The sequence below is a fragment of the Rhodococcus sp. DMF-1 genome, assembly GCF_021441945.1.
In the GTDB taxonomy this organism is placed as follows: domain Bacteria; phylum Actinomycetota; class Actinomycetes; order Mycobacteriales; family Mycobacteriaceae; genus Rhodococcus; species Rhodococcus ruber.
This window is the reverse complement of sequence record NZ_CP090442.1, coordinates 2,317,017-2,343,485: the sequence shown is the minus strand read 5'-3', so window position 1 is coordinate 2,343,485 and position 26,469 is coordinate 2,317,017. Positions and strand designations below refer to the sequence as shown.

At 71.5% G+C, this 26,469-nt stretch carries 29 protein-coding genes, 2 tRNA genes and 1 other RNA gene; 21 read left to right on the top strand and 11 right to left on the bottom strand.

From position 1 onward, the window contains the following. Nucleotides 1–7 precede the first annotated feature (7 nt). The 13 genes from ftsX (at nucleotide 8) to LZP97_RS10745 (ending at nucleotide 9,018) form a co-directional block, all read left to right on the top strand. A complete protein-coding gene (gene ftsX, locus LZP97_RS10805) occupies nucleotides 8–913 on the top strand; it encodes a permease-like cell division protein FtsX (protein WP_010594669.1) in 906 nt (301 codons plus the stop codon). A 93-nt stretch (nucleotides 914–1,006) separates the two neighbouring features. Further along, nucleotides 1,007–1,480 (top strand): SsrA-binding protein SmpB, encoded by a 474-nt coding sequence (gene smpB, locus LZP97_RS10800; protein WP_010594668.1) that lies wholly within the window; start codon nucleotides 1,007–1,009, stop codon nucleotides 1,478–1,480. An 8-nt stretch (nucleotides 1,481–1,488) separates the two neighbouring features. Continuing rightward, nucleotides 1,489–2,331 carry a DMT family transporter gene (locus LZP97_RS10795; protein ID WP_010594667.1) on the top strand — a complete coding sequence of 281 codons (843 nt, stop codon included), beginning with the start codon at nucleotides 1,489–1,491 and terminating at the stop codon, nucleotides 2,329–2,331. A gap of 101 nt (nucleotides 2,332–2,432) precedes the next feature. Continuing rightward, nucleotides 2,433–2,801: a transfer-messenger RNA gene (ssrA, locus tag LZP97_RS10790) on the top strand. A gap of 67 nt (nucleotides 2,802–2,868) precedes the next feature. Then, nucleotides 2,869–3,225 (top strand): fluoride efflux transporter FluC, encoded by a 357-nt coding sequence (locus tag LZP97_RS10785; RefSeq protein WP_010594666.1) that lies wholly within the window; start codon nucleotides 2,869–2,871, stop codon nucleotides 3,223–3,225. Further along, entirely contained in the window at nucleotides 3,222–3,566 is a 345-nt protein-coding gene (gene crcB / locus LZP97_RS10780) for a fluoride efflux transporter CrcB (protein WP_026137790.1), read from the top strand. Before LZP97_RS10785 ends, crcB begins: the two co-directional genes overlap by 4 nt. A gap of 78 nt (nucleotides 3,567–3,644) precedes the next feature. After that, on the top strand, nucleotides 3,645–5,279 hold the full coding sequence (gene pgm / locus LZP97_RS10775; RefSeq protein ID WP_010594664.1) for a phosphoglucomutase (alpha-D-glucose-1,6-bisphosphate-dependent): 1,635 nt from the start codon (nucleotides 3,645–3,647) through the stop codon (nucleotides 5,277–5,279). 62 nt (nucleotides 5,280–5,341) lie between these two features. Next, on the top strand, nucleotides 5,342–6,550 hold the full coding sequence (locus tag LZP97_RS10770) for an MFS transporter (protein ID WP_017680855.1): 1,209 nt from the start codon (nucleotides 5,342–5,344) through the stop codon (nucleotides 6,548–6,550). Between the two features lie 26 nt (nucleotides 6,551–6,576). Further along, nucleotides 6,577–7,065: a MauE/DoxX family redox-associated membrane protein gene (locus LZP97_RS10765; protein ID WP_010594662.1), complete on the top strand. Its 489-nt coding sequence runs from the start codon at nucleotides 6,577–6,579 to the stop codon at nucleotides 7,063–7,065. Nucleotides 7,066–7,102: 37 nt separating this feature from the next. Further along, a complete protein-coding gene (locus tag LZP97_RS10760; RefSeq protein WP_010594661.1) occupies nucleotides 7,103–7,849 on the top strand; it encodes a DsbA family protein in 747 nt (248 codons plus the stop codon). A 133-nt stretch (nucleotides 7,850–7,982) separates the two neighbouring features. Beyond that, nucleotides 7,983–8,058 (top strand) — tRNA-Ala (locus LZP97_RS10755). Between the two features lie 73 nt (nucleotides 8,059–8,131). Further along, nucleotides 8,132–8,204, top strand: a tRNA-Ala gene (locus LZP97_RS10750). A 397-nt stretch (nucleotides 8,205–8,601) separates the two neighbouring features. Further along, the gene (locus LZP97_RS10745; protein WP_010594660.1) at nucleotides 8,602–9,018 is read left to right on the top strand and encodes a DUF7144 family membrane protein; all 417 of its coding nucleotides are present in this window, start codon (nucleotides 8,602–8,604) and stop codon (nucleotides 9,016–9,018) included. Here LZP97_RS10745 and LZP97_RS10740 read toward each other — a convergent pair whose 3' ends face one another. Both LZP97_RS10740 and LZP97_RS10735 read right to left on the bottom strand, forming a co-directional pair. Further along, a complete protein-coding gene (locus tag LZP97_RS10740) occupies nucleotides 9,019–10,521 on the bottom strand; it encodes an AMP-dependent synthetase/ligase (RefSeq protein ID WP_017680853.1) in 1,503 nt (500 codons plus the stop codon). It abuts the gene before it with no gap. After that, nucleotides 10,514–11,299, bottom strand: coding sequence for an IclR family transcriptional regulator (locus LZP97_RS10735; protein ID WP_017680852.1), 786 nt, complete (start codon nucleotides 11,297–11,299; stop codon nucleotides 10,514–10,516). The genes LZP97_RS10740 and LZP97_RS10735 overlap by 8 nt, the downstream gene beginning before the upstream one ends. A gap of 242 nt (nucleotides 11,300–11,541) precedes the next feature. Between LZP97_RS10735 and LZP97_RS10730 the strand changes: the two genes are divergently transcribed. Next, the gene (locus LZP97_RS10730; RefSeq protein WP_010594657.1) at nucleotides 11,542–12,819 is read left to right on the top strand and encodes a LuxR C-terminal-related transcriptional regulator; all 1,278 of its coding nucleotides are present in this window, start codon (nucleotides 11,542–11,544) and stop codon (nucleotides 12,817–12,819) included. On the opposite strand, the gene LZP97_RS10725 is transcribed toward LZP97_RS10730, so the two are convergent. Together LZP97_RS10725 and LZP97_RS10720 are read right to left on the bottom strand one after the other, a co-directional pair. Further along, entirely contained in the window at nucleotides 12,803–13,351 is a 549-nt protein-coding gene (locus LZP97_RS10725) for a gluconokinase (RefSeq protein ID WP_010594656.1), read from the bottom strand. The two genes, LZP97_RS10730 and LZP97_RS10725, sit on opposite strands and share 17 nt — an antisense overlap. A gap of 33 nt (nucleotides 13,352–13,384) precedes the next feature. Then, nucleotides 13,385–13,699, bottom strand: a complete 315-nt coding sequence (locus tag LZP97_RS10720; RefSeq protein WP_003938109.1) for a WhiB family transcriptional regulator — start codon at nucleotides 13,697–13,699, stop codon at nucleotides 13,385–13,387. A gap of 265 nt (nucleotides 13,700–13,964) precedes the next feature. Between LZP97_RS10720 and LZP97_RS10715 the strand changes: the two genes are divergently transcribed. The 3 genes from LZP97_RS10715 to LZP97_RS10700 all read left to right on the top strand — a co-directional run bounded on the left by LZP97_RS10715 (nucleotide 13,965) and on the right by LZP97_RS10700 (nucleotide 16,940). Continuing rightward, nucleotides 13,965–15,050 (top strand): S-(hydroxymethyl)mycothiol dehydrogenase, encoded by a 1,086-nt coding sequence (locus tag LZP97_RS10715; protein WP_010594655.1) that lies wholly within the window; start codon nucleotides 13,965–13,967, stop codon nucleotides 15,048–15,050. 146 nt (nucleotides 15,051–15,196) lie between these two features. Then, on the top strand, nucleotides 15,197–15,856 hold the full coding sequence (locus tag LZP97_RS10705; protein WP_017680850.1) for an MBL fold metallo-hydrolase: 660 nt from the start codon (nucleotides 15,197–15,199) through the stop codon (nucleotides 15,854–15,856). A gap of 61 nt (nucleotides 15,857–15,917) precedes the next feature. Continuing rightward, nucleotides 15,918–16,940 carry a CobW family GTP-binding protein gene (locus LZP97_RS10700; protein ID WP_048771114.1) on the top strand — a complete coding sequence of 341 codons (1,023 nt, stop codon included), beginning with the start codon at nucleotides 15,918–15,920 and terminating at the stop codon, nucleotides 16,938–16,940. A 33-nt stretch (nucleotides 16,941–16,973) separates the two neighbouring features. Here LZP97_RS10700 and LZP97_RS10695 read toward each other — a convergent pair whose 3' ends face one another. The 4 genes from LZP97_RS10695 to LZP97_RS10680 form a co-directional block, all read right to left on the bottom strand. After that, nucleotides 16,974–18,452 carry a DEAD/DEAH box helicase gene (locus LZP97_RS10695; RefSeq protein ID WP_040275039.1) on the bottom strand — a complete coding sequence of 493 codons (1,479 nt, stop codon included), beginning with the start codon at nucleotides 18,450–18,452 and terminating at the stop codon, nucleotides 16,974–16,976. Nucleotides 18,453–18,627: 175 nt separating this feature from the next. Further along, the gene (locus tag LZP97_RS10690; RefSeq protein WP_010594651.1) at nucleotides 18,628–19,074 is read right to left on the bottom strand and encodes a molybdenum cofactor biosynthesis protein MoaE; all 447 of its coding nucleotides are present in this window, start codon (nucleotides 19,072–19,074) and stop codon (nucleotides 18,628–18,630) included. Continuing rightward, nucleotides 19,067–20,113 carry a bifunctional molybdenum cofactor biosynthesis protein MoaC/MoaB gene (moaCB, locus tag LZP97_RS10685; protein ID WP_010594650.1) on the bottom strand — a complete coding sequence of 349 codons (1,047 nt, stop codon included), beginning with the start codon at nucleotides 20,111–20,113 and terminating at the stop codon, nucleotides 19,067–19,069. Before moaCB ends, LZP97_RS10690 begins: the two co-directional genes overlap by 8 nt. Further along, nucleotides 20,110–21,300 carry a molybdopterin molybdotransferase MoeA gene (locus LZP97_RS10680; protein ID WP_043805479.1) on the bottom strand — a complete coding sequence of 397 codons (1,191 nt, stop codon included), beginning with the start codon at nucleotides 21,298–21,300 and terminating at the stop codon, nucleotides 20,110–20,112. Before LZP97_RS10680 ends, moaCB begins: the two co-directional genes overlap by 4 nt. A gap of 119 nt (nucleotides 21,301–21,419) precedes the next feature. Here LZP97_RS10680 and moaA point away from each other — a divergent pair, with 119 nt between their 5' ends. Continuing rightward, on the top strand, nucleotides 21,420–22,481 hold the full coding sequence (gene moaA / locus LZP97_RS10675; RefSeq protein ID WP_048770775.1) for a GTP 3',8-cyclase MoaA: 1,062 nt from the start codon (nucleotides 21,420–21,422) through the stop codon (nucleotides 22,479–22,481). Continuing rightward, on the top strand, nucleotides 22,474–22,734 hold the full coding sequence (locus tag LZP97_RS10670) for a MoaD/ThiS family protein (RefSeq protein ID WP_010594647.1): 261 nt from the start codon (nucleotides 22,474–22,476) through the stop codon (nucleotides 22,732–22,734). Before moaA ends, LZP97_RS10670 begins: the two co-directional genes overlap by 8 nt. 30 nt (nucleotides 22,735–22,764) lie before the next feature. On the opposite strand, the gene nadE is transcribed toward LZP97_RS10670, so the two are convergent. After that, entirely contained in the window at nucleotides 22,765–23,604 is an 840-nt protein-coding gene (gene nadE, locus LZP97_RS10665) for an ammonia-dependent NAD(+) synthetase (RefSeq protein ID WP_010594646.1), read from the bottom strand. A gap of 75 nt (nucleotides 23,605–23,679) precedes the next feature. On the opposite strand from nadE, the gene LZP97_RS10660 reads away from it, so the two are divergent. Beyond that, nucleotides 23,680–24,453: a fructosamine kinase family protein gene (locus LZP97_RS10660; protein ID WP_010594645.1), complete on the top strand. Its 774-nt coding sequence runs from the start codon at nucleotides 23,680–23,682 to the stop codon at nucleotides 24,451–24,453. Further along, on the top strand, nucleotides 24,450–24,998 hold the full coding sequence (locus LZP97_RS10655; RefSeq protein ID WP_010594644.1) for a nucleosidase: 549 nt from the start codon (nucleotides 24,450–24,452) through the stop codon (nucleotides 24,996–24,998). Before LZP97_RS10660 ends, LZP97_RS10655 begins: the two co-directional genes overlap by 4 nt. Nucleotides 24,999–25,007: 9 nt before the next feature. Here LZP97_RS10655 and LZP97_RS10650 read toward each other — a convergent pair whose 3' ends face one another. Together LZP97_RS10650 and LZP97_RS10645 are read right to left on the bottom strand one after the other, a co-directional pair. After that, nucleotides 25,008–25,799 carry an META domain-containing protein gene (locus LZP97_RS10650; protein WP_026137785.1) on the bottom strand — a complete coding sequence of 264 codons (792 nt, stop codon included), beginning with the start codon at nucleotides 25,797–25,799 and terminating at the stop codon, nucleotides 25,008–25,010. 5 nt (nucleotides 25,800–25,804) lie between these two features. Next, entirely contained in the window at nucleotides 25,805–26,434 is a 630-nt protein-coding gene (locus LZP97_RS10645) for a TetR/AcrR family transcriptional regulator (RefSeq protein ID WP_010594642.1), read from the bottom strand. Between the last annotated feature and the right edge of the window lie 35 nt (nucleotides 26,435–26,469).

Sequence of the window (26,469 nt, the reverse complement as noted above, 5' to 3'; positions counted from 1 at the left end):
ACACTCCATGCGTGCCAGCTTCATCCTGAGCGAGGTCGCCACCGGCCTGCGCCGCAACCTGACCATGACCGTCGCGATGATCCTGACCACCGCGATCTCCCTCGGCCTGTTCGGCGCGGGCCTGCTCGTCGTGCAGATGGCGGACAAGACGCAGCAGATCTTCCTCGACCGGGTCGAGGTGCAGGTGTTCCTCACCGAGGACATCTCGACCCTCGACCCGGACTGCGAGCAGGACATCTGCCGGACCCTGCGCTCGGACCTCGAGAACACCCCGGCAGTGGTGTCGGTGCAGTACCTCAACCGCGAGGACGCCGTCGCCGACGCGACCGAGCGGGTCTTCAAGGACCAGCCGGAACTCGCCGAACTCGTCAGCCCCGAGAGCTTCCCGGCCTCGTTCAAGATCAAGCTTTCCGACCCCGACCGGTTCGGGGTGATCGAGGACCAGTTCGCCGTCCGCCCCGGGGTCGACAGTGTCCTCAACCAGAAGGACCTCGTCGAGAGGCTGTTCAGCGTGCTGGGCGGCGTCCGCAACGCCGCGTTCGCGATCGCCACGGTCCAGGCGGTCGCTGCGATCCTGCTCATCGCGAACATGGTGCAGATCGCCGCGTTCACCCGCCGCACCGAGGTGGGCATCATGCGGCTGGTGGGCGCGACCCGCTGGTACACCCAGCTGCCGTTCCTGCTCGAGGCCGTCGTGGCGGCCGTGATCGGCGCGGCGCTGGCCATCGCCGGGTTGTTCGCCGCGAAGGGTGCCTTCGTCGACGAGGTGCTCTCGGAGGTCTACGAGGCCAACATCGTCGCCCGCATCTCCAACAGCGACGTACTGCTCGTCTCGCCGATCCTGGTGCTGGTGGGCGTCGGCATGGCGGCGTTGACCGCCTACGTCACCCTGCGCCTGTACGTGCGCGAATAGCTCCGCGCCGGTGCGCGGGAATATCCGGTTGTCTCCGCTACCTATGCTGTACACAGATCTGTCGGACGCATCGAGGACCGGAGGGGCCCGAAAGTGAAGGAAAAGGGCCGCAAGGTCATTGCGACCAACCGCAAGGCGCGGCACAACTACACCATTCTGGACACGTACGAGGCCGGAGTCGCACTCCTGGGCACAGAGGTCAAGAGCCTGCGCGAGGGCAAGGCCTCGCTCGTCGACGCGTTCGCCACCGTCGACGACGGTGAGGTGTGGCTGCGCGGGTTGCACATCCCCGAGTACGGACACGGTACGTGGACCAACCACGCCCCGCGGCGCACTCGCAAGTTGCTGCTGCACCGCCGGGAGATCGACAACCTCGTGGGCAAGACCCGCGAGGGCAACCAGACCCTGGTGCCGCTGTCGATGTACTTCTCCGACGGCAAGGTGAAGGTCGAGCTGGCGCTGGCCCGGGGTAAGCAGGACTACGACAAGCGCCAGGATCTGGCCCGTCGCACCGCCGAGCGTGAGGTGACCCGCGAACTCGGCCGGCGGGTGAAGGGCATGCGCTGACGGCGATCGTGCTCGCCCTGGTGGCCGCGGTCGGCTACGGGGTGAGCGACTTCCTCGGCGGAGTCGCGTCCCGGCAGGTGGCGGCGCTGCGGTTCGTGCTCGTGTCGTACCCGCTGTCGCTGTTGCTGGTGCTCGCCGTCGCGCCGCTCGTCGGCGGTGACGTCACGGCCGGGTCGCTCGGCTGGGGTGCGGCGGCCGGTGTGGCCGGCGGCGTCGCGATCTGGTGGTTCTATCTCGCGCTCGCCGCCGGTCCGATGTCGGTGGTGTCCCCACTCACCGCCGTGCTCGTGGCCGGGATCCCGGTGCTCGTCGGCATCACGGCGGGGGAGCGGCCCGGACCGGTCGCCTACGCCGGAATCGCGATCGCCCTCGTCGCCGTCGTGCTGGTCAGCAGGGAATCGAGGGAGAGCGTCGCCGGGGACGAGCAGCCACGCTTCACCGCGAACGTGGCGTGGCTGACCGTCGGCTCCGGGGTCGCGTTCGCGCTGATGTTCGTCGCGCTGCACCGAGTCCCCGAGGGCACCGGCCTGTGGCCTCTCGGCATGTCGCGGCTCACCGCGACGCTCGTGGTGTGGGCCGTGGCTCTGGGGGTGCGGCAGCTGATCCGGCCGCCGGGGCGGGTGTACCCGCACATCGTCGCGGTCGCGGTCCTGGACGTGATCGCCAACGGTGCGCTGATGTTCGCCTTCCAGGGCGGCATGCTGTCGCTGGTCAGCGTCATCGGCGCGCTGTACCCGGCGGCGACCGTGCTGCTGGCGATGATCGTGCTGGGCGAGCGTATCGGGCGTGGTCAGACGGCCGGCATGCTGCTCGCCCTCACCGCCGTAGGCATGATCACCGCGGCCGCGTGACGGCTGTGATCCACGTCATCCGCGGCGCGGCGGAAATGGGAATGACGAAGGGGGGTCCGCGCGTTAGAGTGGGTAGTCCTGCGAAGGTCGCAGGTACGTACGGGGCTGAACGGTTTCGACTGCGTACGTTGAGCTAGGGGAAGCGTGTCGGTGCAGGCAAGAGACCACCGTAAGCGTCGCTGCAAACCAATAAGCGCCGAGTCTACTCAGCGCGAGTACGCCCTCGCTGCCTAAGCGAGTGCGTCTCTGTCAGACCGGGTGTGCTCCCGCCCCGGATCCTGGCATCGACTAGGGAGCTTCACCGTACGGCTCGGTCGCGGAGCCGGACGGGACAGCAAACAGCGACTGGGATCGTCATCTCGGCTTGTTCGCGGGACCGGGAGATCCAAGTAGAGACATAGCGAACTGCACACGGAGAAGCCCTGGCGAGGTGGCGGAGGACCCGGGTTCGATTCCCGGCAGCTCCACCGGAACGCGAAGGACCCCGGCCACCCGGCCGGGGTCCTTCGCATCTGCCGGACCTCTACGGTTACCGGCATGGAGTACAAGCCGACGGCCGTGGTCGCCGCGGGCGGAGCGGTGGGCGCCGTGGCCCGGTACGCCCTGGCCGTGCAGTTCCCCGGCATCTGGACGATCGCGGCGATCAACGTCGCCGGCTCGCTGCTGCTCGGCCTCGTCGCCGCGCTGCTCGGTCCCGATCGCCTGTGGCGCCTGTTCCTGGGTGTCGGCGTACTCGGCGGCTACACCACCTTTTCCACGTTCGCCGTCGACACCGTCCGCCACCCCGCGACGGCCGTCCTGTACGTGACTGTGACCCTCGTCGGGGCACTCACGGCGGCACGCGTCGGGATGGCCACCGGTGAGGCGTGGCGGCACCGGTCGGCGACCCGATGACCGTCCTGCTCGTCGCCGTCGGCGGCGGTGCCGGTGCGGTCCTGCGCTACCTCGCGGGCCGGCACGTCCGCTCCTATCGCAGCGTCCCGGTGGCGACGATGACGGTCAACGTTCTGGGCTGCCTGCTGCTGGGCCTGCTGTCCGGCGCCGCGCTGGCACCGGCGACGTTCGCGCTGCTCGGCACCGGATTCTGCGGAGGCCTGACCACCTATTCGACGTTCGCCGTCGAAGCGGTCGGTCTCGTACGCGTGCGCCGCCCGGCCACCGCGACGGCATATGCGGTGGTGAGCGTGCTGGCCGGGACGGCCGCGGCCTGGGCCGGGTTCGCCCTCACGTCCTGACCGCCGGCGATCGACGCGCGCGGTGCACGCAGGCCGGGCAAGATGAGCAGGGCAAGGTCGGGTGGACGAGGAGGTCACATGGCGCACGAACGAGCGGGACAACCGGCGGCAGCCGCGGATCTGGAGGATCTCGCGCACCTGGTCACCGCGTACTATACGGTGACGCCGGACCCGCAGGATCCGTTGCAGCAGGTTGCCTTCGGCACCTCGGGTCACCGCGGATCGAGCCTCGACGGCGCCTTCAACGAGCAGCACATCCTCGCCACGACCCAAGCGATCGTCGAATACCGGGCGGCGCAGCAGGTCACCGGGCCGCTGTTCCTCGGCCGCGATACCCACGCGCTGTCGGAACCGGCATGGACGAGCGCACTCGAGGTGCTCGCCGCCAACGGCGTCGATGTGGTCGTCGACGCCCGCGACCGCTACACACCCACCCCGGCCGTGAGCCACGCGATCCTGCGGCACAACGCCGCCGCCGGATCCGGGGCCCGCGCCGACGGGATCGTCGTCACCCCGTCGCACAACCCGCCCCGCGACGGCGGATTCAAGTACAACCCCCCGCACGGTGGGCCGGCCGACACGGACGCGACGTCGGCGATCGCGGCGCGCGCCAACGAGCTGCTCGCCGCGGGACTCGACGGGGTGCGCCGGGTCCCTGCCGCCCGGGCGCTCGCCGCAGCCGGCCGGCACGACTTCCTCGCCGCCTACATCGACGACCTGCCGAACGTCGTGGACCTCGACGCCGTCCGCGAGGCCGGGCTGCGCGTCGGCGCCGACCCCCTCGGCGGTGCGAGCGTCGACTACTGGGGCGAGATCGCCGAGCGGCACCGGCTGGACCTGACCGTCGTCAACCCGCTCGTCGACGCCACGTGGCGGTTCATGACCCTCGACACCGACGGCAAGATCCGGATGGACTGCTCGTCGCCCAACGCGATGGCGTCGCTGATCGGCACCCGCGACCGCTACGACCTGGCCACCGGCAACGACGCCGACGCCGACCGGCACGGCATCGTCACCCCCGACGGGGGGCTGATGAACCCGAACCACTACCTCGCGGTCGCCATCGACTACCTGTACCGGCACCGTTCCGGGTGGTCCGCCGAGGCGAAGGTCGGCAAGACCCTCGTGAGCTCGTCGATGATCGACCGGGTGGCCGCGGGCCTGGGCCGCGGGCTGCTCGAAGTTCCGGTGGGCTTCAAGTGGTTCGTTCCCGGCCTGCTCGACGGCACCCTCGGATTCGGCGGGGAGGAGAGCGCCGGCGCGTCGTTCCTGCGGCGCGACGGCTCGGTGTGGACCACCGACAAGGACGGCATCCTGCTGGCCCTGCTCGCGTCCGAGATCACCGCCGTGACCGGCACGACCCCGTCCCGGCGCTACGCCGAGCTCGCCGAGCGCTACGGCGACCCGTCGTACGCCCGGGTGGACGCACCCGCCACGCGGGAGCAGAAGGCGGTGCTGGGGAAGCTCTCGCCCGAACAGGTCGACGCCACCGAACTGGCCGGCGAGCCGATCACCGCGACCCTCACCGCCGCGCCGGGCAACGGTGCCGCGATCGGCGGACTGAAGGTCACCACGGAGAACGCGTGGTTCGCGGCCCGGCCGTCGGGCACCGAGGACGTGTACAAAATCTACGCCGAATCGTTCCTCGGCCCCGACCATCTCGCGCAGGTCCAGGACGCGGCCCGCGACCTGGTGTCCCACGTTCTCGGCTGAGTCCGTACCGGCGGGACGCGCCTGCCGGACCGGTCGTGCGCGTCGCTAACATCAGGCCCATCATGCGAACACGCGACGCCGCCTTGCCGCGGGAGATCTGGGTCCTGGTCAGCGCGGCCTTCGTCATCGCTCTCGGCTTCGGTCTCGTCGCGCCCGCGCTGCCGCAGTTCGCGCGCAGTTTCGGCGTCGGGGTCACCGCGGCGTCCGTCGTGATCTCCGCGTTCGCGGCCATGCGGCTGCTGTTCGCTCCCGCCAGCGGAAAACTCGTGCAGCGGCTGGGGGAGCGGCCGGTGTACACCGCCGGTGTGCTCATCGTGGCGCTGTCGACCGGCGCCTGCGCCTTCGCGACGGACTACTGGCAGCTGCTGCTGTTCCGGGCGCTCGGCGGGATCGGCTCGACCATGTTCACCGTCTCGGCGTTCGGGTTGCTGATCCGCATCTCCCCACCGAACGCGCGGGGCCGGGTGTCGGGGCTCTACGCGACGAGCTTCCTGCTCGGCAACATCGGCGGTCCGCTCGTCGGCGGCGCGCTGGTAGGACTGGGGTTGCGGGCACCGTTCCTGATCTATGCGGTGGCCCTCCTCGTCGCAGCGGCCGTCGTGTTCGTGAGCCTGCGCCACTCCGCGCTCGCCGCGCCGGACTCGGGCGCCGGCATGCCCGCGATGCGGCTGCGGGAGGCCCTGCGGTCGCCGGTGTACCGGGCCGCACTCGGATCGAACTTCGCCAACGGCTGGGTCGTCTTCGGCGTGCGGGTGGCGATGGTGCCGCTGTTCGTCGTAGAGGTGCTCGGACGCGACGCCGGGCTCGCCGGGGTGGCGCTGACGGTGTTCGCCGTGGGCAACGCCCTGGTCCTGATGGTCTCCGGGCGGTTGTCCGACCGGTTCGGCCGCCGCCCGTTCGTCCTGCTGGGGCTCGTGGTGTGCGGGACCAGCACCATCGCGATGGGCCTGACCACGAACCTCGCGCTGTTCTTCGCGACCTCACTGCTGGCCGGCGTCGGGTCGGGCCTGATGAACCCGGCCCAGCAGGCGTCCGTCGCCGACGTCGTCGGCAGCAAGGCGCGCGGCGGCCCGGTGCTGGCGACGTTCCAGATGACCGCCGACGTGGGCGCGGTGATCGGACCGGTCGCCGCCGGAGTCCTGGCGCAGCACCTGTCGTACGGGGCCGCCTTCGCCGTGACCGGTGCCGTCATGCTGCTGGTGGCCGTGCCCTGGGCGCTGGCGCCGCGGCTCACCCGGGAACCCGCGGTGACCGAAGCCACGGAGCGCTGAGCGTCGACCTCGGTACTGTCGATGACGTGTGGATTCCCCTGCTCAGTCTGATCGCCCGGCTCGGTCTCGCCGCCGTGTGGCTGATCTCCGGCTGGATCAAGTTCGTCGATCCGTCGCAGACCGTGGTGGCCGTCCGCGCGTACCAGCTGCTGCCCGAGGTCCTCGTGCGGCCCGTCGCGGCCGGGCTGCCGATCCTTGAGCTCGTGCTCGGACTGCTGCTGCTGATCGGGCTCGCGGTGCGCGCGGCAGCGGTCGTGGGGGCGGCCGCGCTGCTGACGTTGATCGGCGTGATCGCGTCGGTGTGGGCGCGCGGGCTGTCGATCGACTGCGGGTGTTTCGGTGGCGGTGGGGCCGCCGACGTGGACGGCTGGGACTACGCCGGAGAAATCGCACGAGACCTCGGCTTCCTCGCCCTGGCCGCATGGCTGACCGTGTTCCCCCGCAGTCCGCTCGCGCTCGGTCCCGGCTCCCGGGCGAGGCTCTCAGCACGCACTCAGCCCGCGATGGCAGAGTGATCCCGCATCGATACCCGGACAGCGAAGGGCAGATTTCGTGAGCGCCAAGAAGGTCAAACCGGTCAAGTACACGCCGGAGCCGACGTCGAGCAAGTCCACCTTCATCCTCGGCGGGATCGCGGTCGTGGTGATCGCGGTGCTGGTCATCGGGGGGGTGCTGTGGCAGGCGAACCGGAGCAAGGCGCGCAACGAGGGCTACGGGACGGTGCAGAACGCGGCGGTGCAGGTGGAGTTGCAGGACGACGGGGTCGTCCTCCTCGGCCTCCCCGACGCCGCGACGACGATCGACCTGTTCGAGGACCCGCTGTGCCCGTACTGCGCCGAGCTCGAGCACAAGCACGGTCAGGAACTCGCGCAGGCGATCGACGCCGGCGACGTCGCTGTGCGATACCACATGCTCGCGTTCCTCGATCAGCTCTCGGCGAGCGGCGACTACTCGACCCGCGCGGTCGCGGCCGGTCAGTGCGTCGCGCAGGCCGGGGACGCGACGGCGTTCTCCGCGTTCCACGGTGCGCTGCTCTCGCCGGAGAACCAGCCCGCCGAGCGGGGCGACAGCGACCTCACCAATGCCGAGCTGGCACAGATGGCACGGGACGCCGGGGCGTCCGACGAGGCGGCGCAGTGTGTCGCCGACGGCGCGCGCGTCGAGCAGGCTGCGGTCGACGCGGAGGCGGGACGGCAGGCGCTCGCGGCGGCGGGCGCGTCCGGCACCCCCGCGGTGGTGCACAACGGCACCGTGATCGACGCACTCGGTAACGACAACTGGGTGGCCGAGCTCGGCTGAGGTGGCGGCGACGGTGGTCGGACGGACGACCGCCGTCGCCTCCCGGTCCGCACTGACCAGGCGATTTGTTGTCGTCGACGGCGATGGTGTAATTTTCTCTTCGCACCGGGGAGTAAATCCCGGGTGACGGTACGGGGCTATGGCGCAGCTGGTAGCGCACCACACTGGCAGTGTGGGGGTCAGGGGTTCGAGTCCCCTTAGCTCCACCATCGCGACACGAGGCGAGAGTGAATGCTCTCGCCTCTTGTCGTGAGAGGCCACCTCGGGTGGTCCGGTTGTTCAGGGGCTATGGCGCAGCTGGTAGCGCACCACACTGGCAGTGTGGGGGTCAGGGGTTCGAGTCCCCTTAGCTCCACTCCCGCACCCTCTCCACCCCCTCCGGGACGCCCCGATCGTTGTGCGGCCGGACCGGTATCCCGGGCAATGCCGACATTTTCCCCCTCGGAACCTGCTTCATGCTCTCTCGTAGCGGCGCACACTGTGATGGATCGCTTCGAAAACGGGAGAGGTGAGCTGTCGTGTCCGAAGGTTCGAACATTACCCCGGGTTCTTCTGCCGGTGCCGGTGCCGGTGCCGCACCGGGTGCGGGTGCTACTGCCGGTTCGGGTGCTACTGCCGGTTCGGGTGCTACTGCCGGTATGGGTGCCACTGCGGCAGCGGGTGCGTCTGCGCGCCATGCGGGTGGTGCCCACGAGGGTGGCGGCCCCGCCGCCGCTGTCCGCCACGGATCGGGGCCGGCGACCGGCTCGGGATTGAAGCAGGGTTTCGCCGCCGGCACGTCGATCGCGGCCGGCATCCTGCTGGCCACGGTCGGTGTCCTGCAGTTCCTGCAGGGCATCGCCGCGATCGCCAAGGACGACATCATCGTCGTGGGGCAGGAATACACCTTCTCCTGGGACGTCACGGCGTGGGGCTGGGTGCATCTGATCCTGGGCATCCTGGTGGCCGTGGTCGGTCTCGCGCTCGTCACGGGGGCGACGTGGGCGCGCGTCGCCGCGATCGTCATCGCGGCGCTGTCGATCATCGTGAACTTCCTGTGGCTGCCCTACTACCCGGGCTGGTCGCTCGCGATCATCGCGATCGACGTGGTGGTGATCTGGGCGGTGTCGACCTGGGACGCCGATCGCACCTGGGACGCCGGTCGTACCGAGCCGGGCTACCGTCCCTGATCAATCCTCGTACAAACGCTGCACGACGTCGGCGCAGCGCACGAGCACCCGCTCCGGCAGCGGGTGCCCGTGCGCGTCGACGTCCGTCGGCGGAAGCGGTGCGGGCAGCACGATGAACCGGCGAATGCGTTCCCAGCGGCCGAGGTCCGCGTTGAGCCGGTCGACGGCGGCCGCGGCCTCCGCCGGTGGGATCGGCCGGTCCGACATGGGGACGACCAGTCCCACGCAGTAGGGCCGGAGTTCACCTGCCACGACGAGGTCCGCGTCGGGCAGCAGTGCCCGGAACCGGCGTGCGACGGCAGCAGGCGCGACGTACTTGCCGGTGGAGGTCTTGAACACCTCCTTCTTACGGCCACGCAAGGTGACGAATCCGTCGTCGTCGACGGCGCCGCGGTCGCCGGTATGGAACCAGCCGTCGCGGTCGATGGCGGCCGCGGTGCGTTCGACATCGTCGTGGTACCCGGCCATGACCGCAGGGCTGCGGACGAGCAGTTCCCCGTCGGGGGCGATACGAACCTGCGTGCCGGGCAGGGGCCGGCCTACGGAGCCGAGACGCCGGCTGTCCGGGCGGTTGACGCAGGACGGTCCCGCCGTCTCGGTGATGCCGTAGCCCTCGAGGGCCGGCACACCGGCCCCGTCGAACCACTCGGCCAGCGGGCGGGCGAGCCGGGCCGACCCGGACAGCACGAATCGCAATCGACCCAGATCCGCGGCGCCGGACTCGACGCCGGTGCGGATCTTGCCCAGTACATGGGGAACGGATCCGAGGAAGGTGGGCCGGACGTCGCCGAGGTGCCGCACCACCCGGTCGGCGCGGCCGTCGACGAACGTCGGCAACCCCAGGTGCACGCCCACGAACAGCAAGGCGCGCCCGAAGACGTGGGAGAGCGGCAACCAGAGCAGTTGCAGGTCCGAGGAGGTGAGCATCCCCAGGCGGGCCATCGCCCGGGCTTCGTAGGCGACGGCAGCGTGCGACAGACAGGCACCCTTGGCGGTGCCGTCGGAACTGGAGGTGTAGATCAAGGTGGCCAGGTGGTCGGGGGTTACGCCCGCGATGCGGGCCGCCACCGCTTCAGGATCGGCGGCCAGGAGGCGCCGGCCCTCGTCCTCGAGCTCCCCGAGCCGATTCAGGTACAGCAGTGGCGTGGTGGGCAGCGGCCGGTCCGTGAACGTCAGCACGCTGCCCGAGTGCCGGAGCAGTGCCGCCACGTCCGCCGGCGGGGTAGCGGGGTAGATCGGCACGGTGACCGCCCCCGCACACACGATCGCCAGGTCGGCGAGGATCCACTCGTAGCTGGTGACGGCGCAGACGGCGACGTGCGCGCCCGGGGCGATGCCCCGTCCGATCAGCCCGGCGGCCAGCGCAGTGACCCGGCTGCCGACCTCGCCCCACGACACGCTCGACCAGTCGTCACCCGCGGGATGCCGGAACGCCTCCGCATGGGGCGTGCGGGCGACCCGGTCGAACAGCAACCGCGGCACAGTGCGGGCGGGTTCAGCCATCGCTGCTCGTCAATCCGCCGGGTCGCAGGGCGCGGCCGATCGCACGCGCCGCGGTGCGCACGAGCTGGGTCAATGCGGTGACCTGCGCGGTGTCGGCGGCCGCGACGATCGACAGTGCCGCGACGGCGATCCCGGGCCGCTCGAAGATCGGTGCGGCCACCGAGACTGCCTCCATCGTCACCTGGCGGTCGCTCACCGCGATCTCGGAACGGCGCACCTCGGCCAGGACCCGGCGCAGCTCGGCCGGTGAGGTGAGGGTGCGTTCGGTGAACCGTTCCAACGGCCGCGACAGCACCTCCTCCTGAACGGAGCGCGGGGCGAACGCGAGCAGCACGAGTCCCAGGCCGGACGCGTGGAGGGGAAAGGGACTGCCGACCCGGGCGAGGGTCTTCACCGCCCGCTGACCCCCCAGCCGTTCGACGAACACCACTTCTGTGCCCTCGCGCACGCCGAGCTGCACGTTCTCCTGGGTGATCTGCGACAGGTCTTCCAACACGGGCAGTGCCAGCTCGCGCAGCAGCGCACCGCGGGGCGCGAGGGCCCCGACCTGCCACAACCGGAGCCCGACGCTGAAGCGGCCGGACGAGTCGCGCTCCAGCGCGCCCCATTCGGTGAGATCCCCGGCCAGCCGGTGCACTGTGGTGAGCGGCAGACCCGTGCGCCGGGAGATCTCGCTCAGGGTCAGGCTGGGCTGCTCACGCGTGAACGCCTCGAGAAGGGTGAGCGCCCGTACCGTGACGGAACCGGTGGCCGGGCGGGCGGCGCCGGTAGGGGTCACGGTGTGTTCACCCCTTCCTCGGGAACTGCTCCGGCCGGGCCGGTACGACTCTGAGCGGAATGCTAGTCCAGCACTCGAGCGCGTTGTTCGGTTGCAGCATCGGATCCCGGTCGCGTCGATCCGGCGCGGTGAGCAGCACCGCCGCCCCGGGACGTGCACCCGGCCCGCCGACCTGCGCGCCCGGGGGAGCGCCCACCGAGCGGGGAGCCGGTTCCCCGGGCGTCCGCGCTATCGTGGCCGGAGTGAGCACCGCGATCCCGGCCCCCGACACGCTGATCACGCACCTACGGGACGTGCTGGTCGGGCCGCTCACCGAGATCGGCCAGCGCTTCTCGGCGCTGCTCACCGACCTGGTCCCGCACACCGCCCTGGTGATCTTCACGCGGGAATGCACCGGGCGGCCGCGCAAGGTGGCCGGCGACCCCGGTGTCGTCGACCGGGTGACCATCGCCGAACTCGACCGCATCCGGAGCGAACTCGCCACCGGGCAGATCCGTCGCGGCCCGGCCCGGATCGCGGGCCGGGACCGCGACGTGTGGGTGATCCTCGACGCCACCGATACGCTGCTCGTGCTCGTCCCGGACGGTGCCCGCACCGCCGCGATTCCCCTCGAGCTGGTCCGGGCACTGTTCGCCGTCGTGGCCACCGGCATCCAGCTCCAGGTCCGCAACGCCAGCCCGGCGTATCTCGCCGAATCGCGTGCCGCCTCGTCCGAACGCGCACGGACCGTCGCCGAGCTCACCGAGGCCCATGCGATGACACTCGAGTCGATCCTCGCGACGTTGCGGTCGAAGGACCTCGACGACACCCGGGCGCGCATCACCGCGCGTGAGACCGCCACCAATGCCCTCATCGGGCTCCGCTCGGCCGTCGACCGTCACCGCGAGCTCGCCGAGGAGGCAGTGACCACGGCCTTCGCTCGGCTGCACGGCGAGCTGCGTGGTCTGCTCCGGCACCGCGAGGTGGTTCTCGAGATGGTCGCCCCACCCGTGGACGGGCGGGCGCTGCCCGGAGAGGTCGCGCATGCCGCCCGGGCTCTCGCTCGCGGCGCGGTGCTCGCGATGTCCGCGCAGGCGGACCTCGGCCGCGTCCGGGTCGCCTGGCACTGTCACGGCGGCGACCTGCTGATCGACATCCGGGACGACGGGGACGGCGAGGCCGACGCCGCCGACCTCGCGCGGCAGTTGCGGGACCGGGCCGAGACCCTCGGCGGCACCGTGGAGGCCGAGTCCACACCGGGATGGGGTTGCCGCGTCGCGGCGCGGCTACCGCTCGACATGCCCGCTCCGGTGGCCGGTAGCTCCGCACTCGAGGCGCTGGCGGTGCTCGCGCCCCGTGAGGTGGAGGTGCTCGAGCACCTCGTCGCCGGCCGGCGGAACCGGGTGATCGCCGAGCGGCTCGGCGTCAGCGAATCGACGGTCAAGTTCCACGTGGCGTCGGTGCTCCGCAAGCTCGGCGTGAGCACCCGCGGAGAGGCGGCCGCGCTCGGCGCGGAGGCGGGGATCAAGGCCGCGGGCTGACGTCCGTCCCGGGCGTCCACTCGGCCGCGCGCCTGACGATTTCGGCGGCGATCTCGGCGGGCTCGGCGTCGATGCCGACGACGATCGCCGCCTCGTCGGGTTCGAGCGGCTCGAACGCGGCGAACTGCGAGTCCAGCAGGCCGGCCGGCATGTAGTGCCCGCGCCGTGCGCGCAGTCGTTCCCGGATCTGTTCGCGCGTGCCCGCCAGGTACACGAAGACCACGTTCTCACCGGCCAGGTCGTCGCGGTAGCTGCGGCGCAGTGCGGAACACGTCACCACCCCCGGTCGGTTTCGCGCGGTGTGGTGCCGGATCCACTCGCCGATCGCCGCGAGCCACGGCGCTCGGTCCGCGTCGCCGAGTGGCCGGCCGGCGGCCATCTTCTCGACGTTGGCACGCGGATGCAGGTCGTCGCCCTCGAGCAGGTCCCATCCGAGGGTGTCGGCGACGAGTGCCGCGACGGTCGACTTACCGGAGCCGGACACTCCCATGATCACGAGAACCGGTGCGCCGGAGCGGCCGGGTGAGTCCATCTGTGCCTCCGTCGGTCGACGCCGGGGCGCTCGTCAGCGCCCCAGCATGCCCCACCGGGTGGACCGATTCACGGCGGCCCGGCGCGAGCGACGCTCGGACTCCGACATTCCACCCCAGACACCGTACGGCTCCCCGACTTCCAGGGCGTGGGTGCGGCAGCGCTCGAGAACCGGGCATCGGGCGCAGACGAGCTTGGCGCGGTACTCGCGCAGCTCGCGCGCGTGCCCACGTTCGCCGTCGGGATGGAAGAAGGCCGACGACTCGTGGCCGCGGCACGCAGCGTGCAGCTGCCAATCCCAGCTCTCGCTGCGGGGGTGGGGGAGGGTCACCGTGTTGGCGATCGACATTGCACTCCTCGGGCCTGCGAGGGGTCGCCTCGCCTGGACGCTGCGCCCTGTGAGGGCGGTCATACCGAAGCCTAACCCGACTTTCGTACTCGATCAACGACACTTCTGCATTCTTCAGGCAAAAGTGGCGGGGCTGGTCTTTCGGGCAGGTGAAGCCCGTCCTTCGATCAGGTACCGAGGCGTCTCGCCGCCGATAGCGTGTGCGCATATCGCGATACGTCGCCGACGTTGCGCGAGCACCGCACGAGAAGAAGGAGACACCGTCATGCCACAGCAGGTCCGGGGCGTCGTCGCCCGCGCGAAGGGCGCTCCCGTCGAGGTCGTGCCGATCGTCATCCCCGACCCGGGGCCGGGCGAGGTCGTCGTCGCGATCGCCGCGTGCGGAGTGTGCCACACCGACCTGCACTACCGGGAGGGCGGCATCAACGACGAGTTCCCGTTCCTGCTCGGCCACGAGGCCGCCGGGGTCGTCGAGTCCGTCGGTGAGGGCGTCGACTCGGTCGCGGTCGGCGACTTCGTCGTCCTCAACTGGCGGGCCGTGTGCGGGCAGTGCCGCGCCTGCAAGCGGGGCCGTCCGCAGTACTGCTTCGACACCCACAACGCGACGCAGAAGATGACCCTCGAGGACGGCACCGAGCTGACCCCGGCCCTGGGCATCGGCGCGTTCGCCGACAAGACCCTCGTGCACGCCGGGCAGTGCACCAAGGTCGACCCCAGCGCCGACCCGGCCGTCGTCGGCCTGCTCGGGTGCGGGGTGATGGCCGGACTCGGTGCCGCGGTCAACACCGGCGGGGTCACCCGCGGCGACTCGGTGGCGGTCATCGGCTGCGGCGGTGTCGGCGATGCCGCGATCATGGGTGCCCGCCTCGCCGGCGCCGACAAGATCATCGCGGTGGACCGGGACGCGAAGAAGCTCGAGTGGGCCACCGACCTCGGCGCGACCCACACCGTCAACGGCGCCGAGACCGACCCGGTCGAGGCGATAGCGGAGCTGACCGGCGGCTTCGGCGCCGACGTCGTCATCGACGCCGTCGGCCGCCCGGAGACGTGGAAGCAGGCCTTCTACGCGCGTGACCTGGCCGGCACCGTCGTCCTCGTCGGCGTGCCCACCCCGGACATGACCCTCGAGATGCCGCTGATCGACTTCTTCTCCCGCGGCGGGTCGCTCAAGTCGTCCTGGTACGGCGACTGCCTGCCCGAGCGGGACTTCCCGATGCTGGTCGATCTCTACCAGCAGGGCCGGCTGCCGCTCGAGAAGTTCGTGACCGAGCGCATCGCCCTCGATCAGGTGGAGAAGGCGTTCGAGACCATGCACCGCGGCGAGGTGCTGCGCTCGGTGGTGGTCCTGTGACCGGGGCGAGCGGAGCGACGGGGGATGTGACCGGGGCGAGCGGAGCGACGGGGGATGTGACCGGGGCGAGCGGAGCGACGGGGGATGTGACCGGGGCGAGCGGAGCGACGGGGGATGTGACCGGGGCGAGCGGAGCGACGGGGGATGTGACCGGGGCGAGCGGAGCGACGGGGGATCGGCACCGTCTGCGTATCGACCGGGTCGTCACCCACGGCACCTTCGCCCTCGACGGCGGCGAGTGGGAGGTCGACAACAACATCTGGCTCGTCGGTGACGACGACGAGGTGGTCGTGATCGACGCCGCGCACACCGCACAGCCGATCGTCGACGCCGTCGGGGGCCGGAAGGTGGTGGCGATCGTGTGCACGCACGGGCACAACGACCACGTCACCGTCGCCCCGGAACTGGCCGCGACGCTCGACGCGCCGATCCTGCTCAACCCGGCCGACGACGTGCTCTGGGAGATGACCCACCCCGGGGTGCGGCACCGGCCGCTCGAGGATGGTGATCGGATCACGGTGGCGGGCACCGACATCCAGGCCATCCACACTCCCGGGCATTCGCCCGGCTCGACGTGCCTGTATCTGCCGGAGGCGGGTGAGCTGTTCACCGGCGACACCCTGTTCTCCGGCGGGCCGGGGGCGACGGGGCGCTCCTACTCGGACTTCCCGACCATCATCGGCTCGATCCGGGACAAGCTGTTCGCGCTGCCCGCCGAGACGAAGGTGCACACCGGTCACGGCGACGGCACGACGATCGGCACCGAGTCCCCGCACCTCGAGGAGTGGATCCGCCGGGGCAGCTGACCCGGCCGCGGTGCGTCCCGTCGCCGGACCGCCGGACGGGACGCACCGCTACGCTCGCCTCATGGCGAACGAGCGGATCCCCGTGGTGATCGTCGCAGGCTTCCTGGGCTCCGGGAAGACGACCCTGCTCAACCACCTGCTGCGCAACAACCGTGGTGCGCGAATCGGAGTGATCGTCAACGACTTCGGCGCGGTCAACATCGACTCGATGATGGTCGCGGGACAGGTCGACTCGATGGTCTCGCTGAGCAACGGCTGTCTGTGCTGCGCCGTCGACGTCGCCGACATGGACGCGATGCTCGACCGGCTCGCACACCGCTCCTCGGACATCGACGTCATCGTCGTCGAGGCCAGCGGACTCGCCGAGCCGCGCAACATGATCCGGCTCGTCGTGGGCTCGGGCAACGAGTACGTAGGCTACGGCGGACTCGTCCTCGTCGTGGACGCGGCCGAATTCGGCGGCACCCGTGAGCGGCACCCCGAACTCGACCAGCACGTCGCACTGGCAGATCTCGTGCTGCTCAACAAGACCGACCGCATCGACGGTGACGCCCACGACGAACTACTCGAATTGCTGTGCCGCCTCAACGACCGCGCCGCGATCGTGTCCACCGTGCACGGGCGCATCGATCCGGCGCTGTTGTTCGACATCCCCGAACGTCCCGAGCCGCAACCCGGCGAACAGCTCAGCCTCGACCGGTTGCTGTACGAGGAGCACGACGGCGAGCACACCCATCTGCACGACGGTTACGACGCCGTGGACTTCGATTCGCCGGTACCGCTGCACCCCCGCGCCCTCGTCGGCTTCCTCGAGGACCAGCCGGCCGGGGTGTTCCGAATCAAGGGGTACGTCCACGTCATCGCCGGTGGTCGAACGCGCACCTATCTGCTGCACACCGTGGGCGACCACATCCGCTTCGACCCGGTGCGGCGTACGGGCGACATCCCTGCCACCACCCGGCTCGTCGTGATCGGTGCCGACCTGGACCCCGATGCGGTACGCGCCCGGCTCGCCGCGTGCGTACCCACCGAACCGGTGCCGGCCGATGCAATGCTGGCCGTGCACCGGTTCACGCCGCGCTGAGCGAAGGTGCGTGGACCCCCTACCGGGGTTTGTCTACCCCCGCGCGACGGTCGCCGACGTGCGGTTCGGGCGACGACGGCGGCTGCCCGGCTGTGCGCCGCGTTCCTGCCGTGCCGCCGGCTGCTCCTGCCGCGACGAGCTCTGCTGTCGGGCGGCACCGCCGCCGTGCTGTCGGGCGGCACCGCCGCCGTGCTGTCGGGCGGCACCGCCGCCGTGCTGTCGGGCGGCACCGCCGCCGTGCTGCCGGGCACCGCGCTGAGCGGTCGCCCCGCTGCCGCCGCGTCGGGCCGGCCGTCGCGATGCGCCACCCGAGGGAGCCGCGGCCTGCTTGGCCGACGGTGCCACGTGCGGGGCGATCTCGCCGACCAGGTCCAGCACGTGCTCCGACTTCGCCGTCACCCGTACCGGGGTGACCTTGATCGCAGCCTTGCGCATGATGACGGCGAGATCCTTGCGCTGTTCCGGCAGGACCACGGTCACGACGTCGCCGGTGCTCCCGGCGCGGGCCGTACGACCCGAGCGGTGCAGGTACGCCTTGTGTTCGGCCGGCGGGTCCACGTGCACCACCAGTTCCACGTCGTCGACGTGCACGCCGCGGGCCGCGACGTCGGTGGCCACGAGCACCCGCGCCTCCCCGGAGGAGAACGCCGCGAGGTTGCGGTCGCGTGCGTTCTGCGACAGGTTGCCGTGCAGATCGACGGCGGGAATGCCGGACTCGGTGAGCTGACGGGCAAGCTTGCGGGCCTGATGCTTCGTGCGCATGAACAGGATTCGCCGGCCCGTGCCGGAGGCCAGGGTCCGCACGAGGTCCTTCTTCGTGTCGGCGTTGTCGACGTCGAACACGTGGTGCGTCATCGCCGCGACCGGGGAGTGCGCCTCGTCGACCGAGTGCAGCACCTCGTTGCGCAGGAACCGCGTGACGAGCTTGTCGACCCCGTTGTCCAGCGTGGCCGAGAACAGCAGGCGCTGACCGTCCTTCGGTGTCGCGTTCATGATCCGCGTCACGCCGGGAAGGAAGCCGAGATCGGCCATGTGGTCGGCCTCGTCGAGCACGGTGATCTCCACCGCGTCGAGTGTGACGAACTTCTGCCGCATCAGGTCCTCGAGCCGGCCCGGGCAGGCGATCACGATGTCCACGCCGCGGCGCAGCGCGTCGACCTGACGGTTCTGCGAGACCCCGCCGAAGATGGTGGTCACCCGCAGCCCGGCGACCCGCGCAAGGGGTTCGACGACCGCGGCGATCTGCGTGGCCAGCTCGCGGGTAGGGGCCAGCACCAGTCCACGCGGGCGGCCCGCGGCGCGGGTGGCGCCGCCGGCCAGGCGCGCGGTGAGCGGGATGGAGAACGCCAGCGTCTTGCCGCTGCCCGTGCGGCCGCGGCCGAGCACGTCACGGCCGGCCAGCGTGTCGGGCAGCGTGTCGACCTGGATCGGGAACGGGCTGGTGATGCCGTTGTCGTTCAGGGACGCCACCAGGGTCCGGGGAACGCCGAGGTCGGAGAAGGAAACGGTCATAGGTACAGAACTGCCTTTCGATGCAGCGTGCACGCACTCCGAGACGATCTCGGAGGGCGCAGTGGATCGCCGCAAGGAAAGCCGATGCCGGTGTTGCATGCGGAGCCGGGCACGATCCCGGCCCGCCGGTATCCCACGACGGTGGGCATCGTCGTGATGCCCGAACTACCGCAGCCTACCCCACGCCGGGATGCTCGTCGGCGCACGCGTCGAGACCCACCCACTCGGACAGACCGTCGTCGAATCGCTGCCGCTTCCAGATGGGGACCTCGCGTTTGATGCGTTCGACCAGTTCGGCGCACACGGCGAAGGCTTCGGCCCGGTGCGGTGCCGCCGCTGCCGCTACCAGCGCGAGATCGCCGATGGTGAGATCGCCCACTCTGTGGACCGCGGCGACCGGCAGTCCCGAATCGGCAGCCACCTGTTCGCAGCAGCGGCGCAGGAAGTGCTCCGCCTCGGGATGGGCCTGGTACTCCAGCGCCTCGACCGAGCGCCCCCCGTCGTGGTTGCGCACCACGCCGCTGAACACCACGACCGCGCCGTGCTCCGGGCCGGCCACGGCGGCGTCCACGGTTCCCGGATCGAGCGGTTCGCTCGAGATCCGCGCCAGCAGTTCACTCATGCGCTCCTCCTCCGGCGACCTGAGCCAGCAGGTGGCCGAGAATCGGCTCGAGCACCGCCAGCCCGTCCTTCACGCCGCCCGGCGAGCCGGGCAGATTGACCACGACCGTGCGGCCCACGAGTCCGGCCACACCGCGCGACAGCGACGCGTGCGGGGTGACCTGCAGGCCGCGCAGGCGGATGGCCTCGGCGACCCCCGGCAGCTCGCGGTCCAGCAGTGCCAGCGTCGCTTCCGGCGTCGCATCCGTCGGGGAAGCACCGGTCCCACCGGTGGAGATCACGAGTGCGGGATCGCCGGCGAGCGCATCCTCGAGTCCCCACGCGATGTCCGCGTCGGCGTACACCAGCGGACCGCGCACCGTGAAGCCGCGCGTCTCGAGGAATTCCGCGATCAGCGGGCCCGTCCTGTCCTCCCGCGTACCGGCGGCCACACCCGTGGACGCGACGAGCACCGTCGCCGGTGCGCCCGTCTGCTCGACGAACTCGGCGTCCTCCGGCGCGACGGTCCCGGCCTCCCCGGCAGTGGTGGTCTCCTCCTCGCGACGACGCCAGTGCCCGCGTTTGCCGCCGTCCTTCGAGAGCAGCCGCACCCCGTTCAGCACCGCGGCGGGGTCGACAGCCTTGACCATGTCGTGCAGCGTCAGCCCGGCCACCGCGACGGCGGTGAGGGCTTCCATCTCGACGCCCGTGGGGCCCTTCGTCTTTGCCGTGGCTTCGATCGTGATCGCGTTGCCGGTGAACCCGAAGGTGACCTGCACCGACGACAACGCGAGCTGGTGACACAGCGGAATCAGCTCCCACGTGCGCTTCGCCGCAGCGATCCCGGCGATCCGCGCGGTGGCGAGCACGTCCGCCTTGGGCATGTCGTCGGCCCGCACCAGCGACACCACCTCCGCGGTGGTGACGAGCTCGCCGGCGGCGACCGCGACGCGGGCGGTGTCGGACTTGCCGGACACGTCGACCATCCGGGCGCGGCCACGGTCGTCGAGGTGGCTCAGCGGCCCGCTGTCGGGCGTGGTGACGTCGTGCGGTTCGGTCATAGAGGCAGCACCCTTACGAGTTCTCCGGGTTCGAGGCCCGTGGTGTCGGCGGGGATGTCGAGCAGCACATCCGCGGTGGCCATCGCGGCGATCAGGTGGGACCCGGCACCGGGGATCGCCACCACGGCGTCGCCGTCGCGCCGTCCGCGCAGGAACTGACGCTTGCCGGGAACGGAGGCGAGACTCGTTGCCAGAGGGCGCTTCTCGGGGTCGATCGCGGGCAGGCCCGCGGCGGAGCGCAGCACCGGCCTCGCGAACACCTCGAACGAGACCAGTGCGCTGACCGGATTGCCGGGAAAGGTCAGCACCGGTACCGCATCCACGAGCGCCGTGCCCTGCGGTCCGCCCGGTTGCATCGCCACGGAGACGAACTCGGCACCGCGCGGGCCGAGCACGTCCTTGACGACTTCGAAGTCGCCTTTCGACACCCCACCCGAGGTGAACACCACCTCGGCCACGGAGGCAGCGTGCGCGAGTTTCGCTGCGAACACCTCCGCGTCGTCGCCGCTGCGATCCACCGAGACCACCAGCGCGCCGTTGGCGGCCGCGCCGGCGGCCAGGGCCGGCCCGTTCGAGTCGTGGATCCTGCCCGTCGCGAGAACGCTGCCGCCGGGCACCAGTTCGCTGCCGGTCGAGATCACCGCCACGCGCGGCCGGGTGCGGACGGGCACGTGGGTGAGACCGACGGCGGCGAGGGCCGCGACGTGCCGGGCGGCGACGACGGTCCCCGCCGGCAGCAGGGGGCGGCCGCGACCGATGTCGCTGCCGCGTTCGCGCACGAACGCGCCCGGGGCGGGCGCTGTGCGCACGGTGACGTGACCTCCGCCGTCGGTCACGGTGTCTTCGACCGGGACGACGGCATCGGCGCCGACGGGCAGCGGCGCCCCGGTCATGATCTTCGTCGCAGTTCCCGGCACGTGCGTCGACTCGCCGTCACCGGCTGCCAGGACGGCACGAACGGGCAGGGTCACCGGTGCGGTGGTGACCGACGCCGTGTCGACCGCGTAGCCGTCCATCTGGGAGTTCCGGAAGGTGGGCAGGTCGATCGGAGCGACGAGGTCCTCGGCCAGTACCCGGCCGAGCGCCTCGAGCAGCGGGACCGGCTCGGTGCCGCGGATCAGCAACGGGGAGAGCAACGTCGCCACGTGTCGCGCATGCTCCTCCACCGACCGCCTGCCGCCCGCCATGGACCAATCCTAGGCACATCGGTCACGGCGCCGTGCGGCCTCGTCCGGGTCGTGTCCGTGCTCCTCCCACGCGACGGGGCGCGCGACGGCATACTGAGGGTCATGAGGACGGAGGCCCGATGACGGCGGTGCACGTGGGGATCCCGGCGGTGCGCCCTGCCGCGGCCGACGACGTCTCCGACCGGCCCGACACCCCCGTACTGCTGGACCGGTTCGGGCGCGTCGCCCGCGACCTGCGGGTGTCGATCACCGAGAAGTGCTCGCTGCGGTGCACGTACTGCATGCCCGAGGAGGGTTTGCCGGCGATCCCGCGGGAGCGGCTGCTCAGCGCCGAGGAGATCGTCCGTCTCGTGGCCGTCGCGGTGCACCGGCTCGGTATCCGGGAGGTCCGCTTCACCGGCGGCGAACCGCTCATGCGGCGGGACCTCGAGCAGATCGTCGCCGGGTGTGCCCGTGCCGTCCCCGGCATCCCGCTGGCGGTGACGACCAACGCGGTCGGTCTCGCCCATCGTGCCCAGGCGCTGGCGGAGGCGGGCCTGACCCGGGTCAACATCTCCCTCGATTCGGTCGACCGCGCGCGGTTCGCGCAGCTGACCCGGCGTGACCGGCTCGATTCGGTGCTGGACGGGATCCGCGCCGCCAAGGCGGCGGGGTTCGCGCCGGTGAAGGTCAATGCCGTGCTGATGCCGCAGACCCTGGACGGGGCTACGGACCTGCTGGCCTGGTGCCTCGACGAGGGCGTGCAGCTGCGGTTCATCGAGCAGATGCCGCTCGACGCCGACCACGAGTGGGCCCGCGCGAACATGGTCCCCGCGCAGCGGCTGCTCGACGTGCTGGCCGCCCGTTTCTCCCTCACCGAGGTGGGGCGCGAGGATCCGTCCGCGCCGGCCGAACGCTGGGCGGTCGACGGCGGGCCCGCGACGGTCGGCATCATCGCGTCGGTGACCCGGTCGTTCTGCTCCGACTGCGACCGCACCCGCCTGACCTCGGAGGGCACCGTGCGCTCGTGCCTGTTCAGCGACCGGGAGACCGATCTGCGGGCGGCGCTGCGCGGCGGGGCGGGCGACGACGAACTCGCCGCGCTGTGGCGCGGCGCGATGTGGAACAAGTGGGCCGGGCACGGCATCGACGCGGCGGACTTCACGCCGCCGCAGCGCAGCATGGGAGCAATCGGTGGCTGAGACGACGACGGGTATCGAGGTGCGGTATTTCGCCGCGGCGGCGGATGCGGCCGGGGTGGAGAAGGAGACGGTGGCGTTGCCGCCGACGGCGGACCTGGGCGCGCTGAAGGCGGCGCTGGTCGACCGGCACGGCGCCGAGATGGCGCGCGTGCTGTCGGTGGCGGCGTTCCTGGTCGACTCCGAACTCACCCGTGACCTCGGACGCGCCGCCGGCCCGGCGGTCGACGTGCTGCCCCCGTTCGCCGGCGGCTGACGGGATCGCCCGCCCGGTGCCGGGTGCCCGTCAGCGCCACCAGGTGTCGAGCGGCGACACCGGCACGGTCCGCTTGTGGCGGGTGTTCAGGTACGTCCGTTCGAGCTTCTCGGCGAGCGCCGGGGTGACGTCCTTGCCCTCGAGATAGTCGTCGATCTCCGCATAGGTCATACCCAGGGCCACCTCGTCCGGAAGGGCGGGCCGATCCTCCTCGAGATCCGCGGTCGGGACCTTCTGCCACGTGCTGTCGGGAGCCCCGAGTTCGCGGAGCAGGGCCGCGCCCTGCCGCTTCGTCAGGCCGGTGAGCGGGGTCAGGTCCACCCCGCCGTCGCCGTGCTTGGTGAAGAACCCGGTCACCGCCTCGGCTGCATGATCGGTCCCGACGACCAGAAGCCCGAGCTGACCGGCGATCGCGTACTGCAGGATCATCCGCTCACGGGCCTTGATGTTGCCCCGCACGAAGTCGCTCAGCTGCGACCCGTTGCCGTAGATCTCGTGCATGGCCTGCCCGGCCTCGGCGGCGGAGGCATCGGCACCGGGCTTGACGTTGATCCGCAACGAGCGGTCGGGGCCGATGAATTCCATCGCGACCTGCGCGTCGTGCTCGTCGGACTGTTCGCCGTAGGGCAGTCGCACGGCGACGAACTCGGCCTCGTGGCCCTCCGCGCGCAGTTCCTCCGCGGCGAGCTGGGCGAGGCGGCCGGCGAGTGTGCTGTCCTGGCCGCCGCTGATGCCGAGAACGAATCCCTTGGCGGAACTCGACACGACGTAGTCCTTCAGGAACTGCACGCGGGACCGGATCTCCGCCTGGGGGTCGATCGTCGGCCGGACGCCGAGTTCCTCGATGATCTGCGCGCGAAGGTTCGTCATCGTTCGAACCCTAGCGGGACGTCCGGCGGTGTGCTCGGGTGACATGCGCGGCGCGCGGCGGGCACACTCGTGACGATGAGCAGCGACCTCTTCCGCAAGCACCGGGCCGGGGCCCACCCCGACTTCTTCCGGGCAGAGGCCGCAGGGCTGGCCTGGCTCGCGGCCGCGGGCATGTCCGTCGTCGCCGTCCGCGAGGTCGCGGCGGACCACATCGATCTCGAGCGGTTGACCGAGGTGGCCCCCAGCGTCGCCGCGGCCCGGGGGTTCGGTGCGCGCCTCGCCCGCATGCACGCTGCGGGCGCCGGCGGGTTCGGTTGCCCACCGGACGGATTCGACGGCCGGCTGTTCATCGGCAAGCGCCCGATGAGCAGCACCGTCCACGCGAGCTGGGGCGAGTTCTACGTGGCGGAACGGGTCGCGCCGTTCCTGCGGATCGCGGTCGACGCCGGCAGCGTCACCGCGGCGCAGCTGCCGGACATCGAGCAGGCCTGCGCGCGCGTCGCCGCCGGCGAGTTCGACGACGACGAGTCGCCCGCCCGCCTGCACGGTGACCTGTGGAACGGCAATGTGCTGTGGACCGCCGCGGGTGTGGTGCTGATCGACCCGGCGGCGCACGGCGGTCACCGGGAGACGGATCTGGCGATGCTGGAGTTGTTCGGCTGCCCCCACTTCGACGAGATCGTCGCGGCCTACGACGCCACGTGCCCGCTGCGCGAGGGGTGGCGCGAGCGCGTGCCGATGCATCAGCTGCATCCGCTGGCGGTGCACGCGGCGGGCTACGGTGCAGGGTACGGGCGGGCGCTGCACCGGGCGGCGCTCGCGACCCTCGCGCTGGGAGAGAAGAGTTGACCGAGATCCTCGTCGTCGCCGCCACGAAGTCCGAGGCAGCGCACGTCCCGGCGCGCTACGAGACGGTGATCACCGGCATCGGCAAGGTGCACGCAGCCGTCGCGGTGACCGAGGCGCTGGCCCGGCACCGGCTCGGGACCCCGCCGACGGTGGTCAACATCGGGACCGCCGGCGCGCTGCACGTGCACCACGGCGGGCTCTACCTGCCGTCGGCGGTGATCAACCACGACATCAGCAGCGAGGTGCTGCGCAGCCTCGGCTATCCGGTCGAGGACGTACTCGAACTCGACGACGGCGACGGGACGGTGCTCGCCACGGGCGATTCCTTCGTCTCGGACGCGCAGGTGCGTGACGCGCTCGCCGCCCGCGCCGACCTCGTCGACATGGAGGGTTTCGCGATTGCTCTCGCCGCGTCCCGCATGGGCGCGCCGTGCCGGCTGGTCAAGCACGTCAGCGACCACGCGGACGAGACCGCGCTGGACTGGCCGGCCAGGGTCGACGCCAGCGCCCGCGAACTCGCGCAGTGGCTGGTGGAGCGGTACTGAACCGGCTCGTCAGCGCGCGGTGTACCCGAGACCGGTGACGCCGTCCGCGGCGGTCAGTCGCATCTGCGCGCCCTCGACCGTGTAGCGCACCTCGCCCGACAGCACGGCCAGGACGGCCGACTCGATGTCTGCGAGCTCCGGGTCGGGGCACGCCGCGCGGGTGGTGGCCAGCGGCCCGAACGTCAACGCGGTGTCTCCGACGGCGGCGTTGCCCGTGAACCGGTTGCAGCCGGTGCTGCCCGAGACCGTGCCGTCGGCGGCGACGGTCAGCGTGGGCGCGGCCTTCTCGAGGACCCGGGAGGTCGAGACCGCGGTGGCCGTGACGAGCTCGGTGAGCACCCACTGCGTGCCCACGACGGGACGGTCCGGGTCGGCGACCGTGCGGTCGAGCAGTGAGACGGACACGTCGCCGCCGTCGAGGGTCAGCACGTCGCCGTCGAGGTGCCAGCGCGGCTGCGCGGCGAACAGGTCGGACAGCCAGGTGTCGGCGCCGTCGATCGGCGGCGGGCACGACATGAGGGTGCTGGCGAGCCGATCGGCGCGCAGCACCCCGTCGGCGAGATCGACCGCGCCCACCGACCGGTTGCAGCCGGCGGTCGCGGCGATCCGGCCCGACTCGGGGAACTCCACGACGAGGGGTCCGCCGCCGGGAATCGGTGGGCCCGACACCGCGGTGGAGACGAAGGCGCGTCCCGTGAGCACGGCGGGGTCCTGGGGCGCGGTGGCGGCGCCGTCGCCCGCGCAGGCGGCCGTCGTCGCCGCCAGGGTGAGGAGCACCGAGAGCCCGAGCGTCCGCAGCATGCCGGTCACCGTACCGTCCGCCCGGCGGCGGCCGGTGCCGTGACGACACGGCGCGCGAGGTCCGCCCACCCGTCGGCGAGCCGGTCGAGCGAATACCCGAGATCGCGCCACTGATGCAGGACCAGGGTGGCCTCGAGGGGGGCGAACAGGGACTGGGCCAGCAGCGGCAGGTCGCCGTCGACCCCCGCGGTGCGCAGCAGGAACTCGATGTGGGTCAGGCTCACCGCGCGCGCCGGGGCGTTGAACCGGGCTTCGGCGGAGCTCTCGGCGGCCCGCAGCACCTCGCCCTGCACCTCCACGAGGCGGATGCGGGCCCGGCCGAACGCGACGAGCCGGTCGACGGGATCGGCGCCGGGGCCCAGGGGCGGGGGACCGGTGAGGAACTGCCGCTGCAGTGCCTGTTCGGAGTGGTCGAGCAGGGCACGCATGAGTCCCGCGCGGGAGCCGAAGCGCCGGAAGACGGTGCCCTTGCCGACCCCGGCGCGGGCGGCGACGGCATCCATCGTGACCGCGTCGACGCCGCGTTCGGCGACGAGGAGCGAGGCCGCCTCGAGGAGCCGGCGCCGGTTGCGGGCGGCGTCGCATCGTTCGACGCTCTCGTCCCCGGCGAGCGGCAGTAGCGGAATGTCCACCACGTCACAGTACCGCCCGGGAACATAAGTGGACCGCA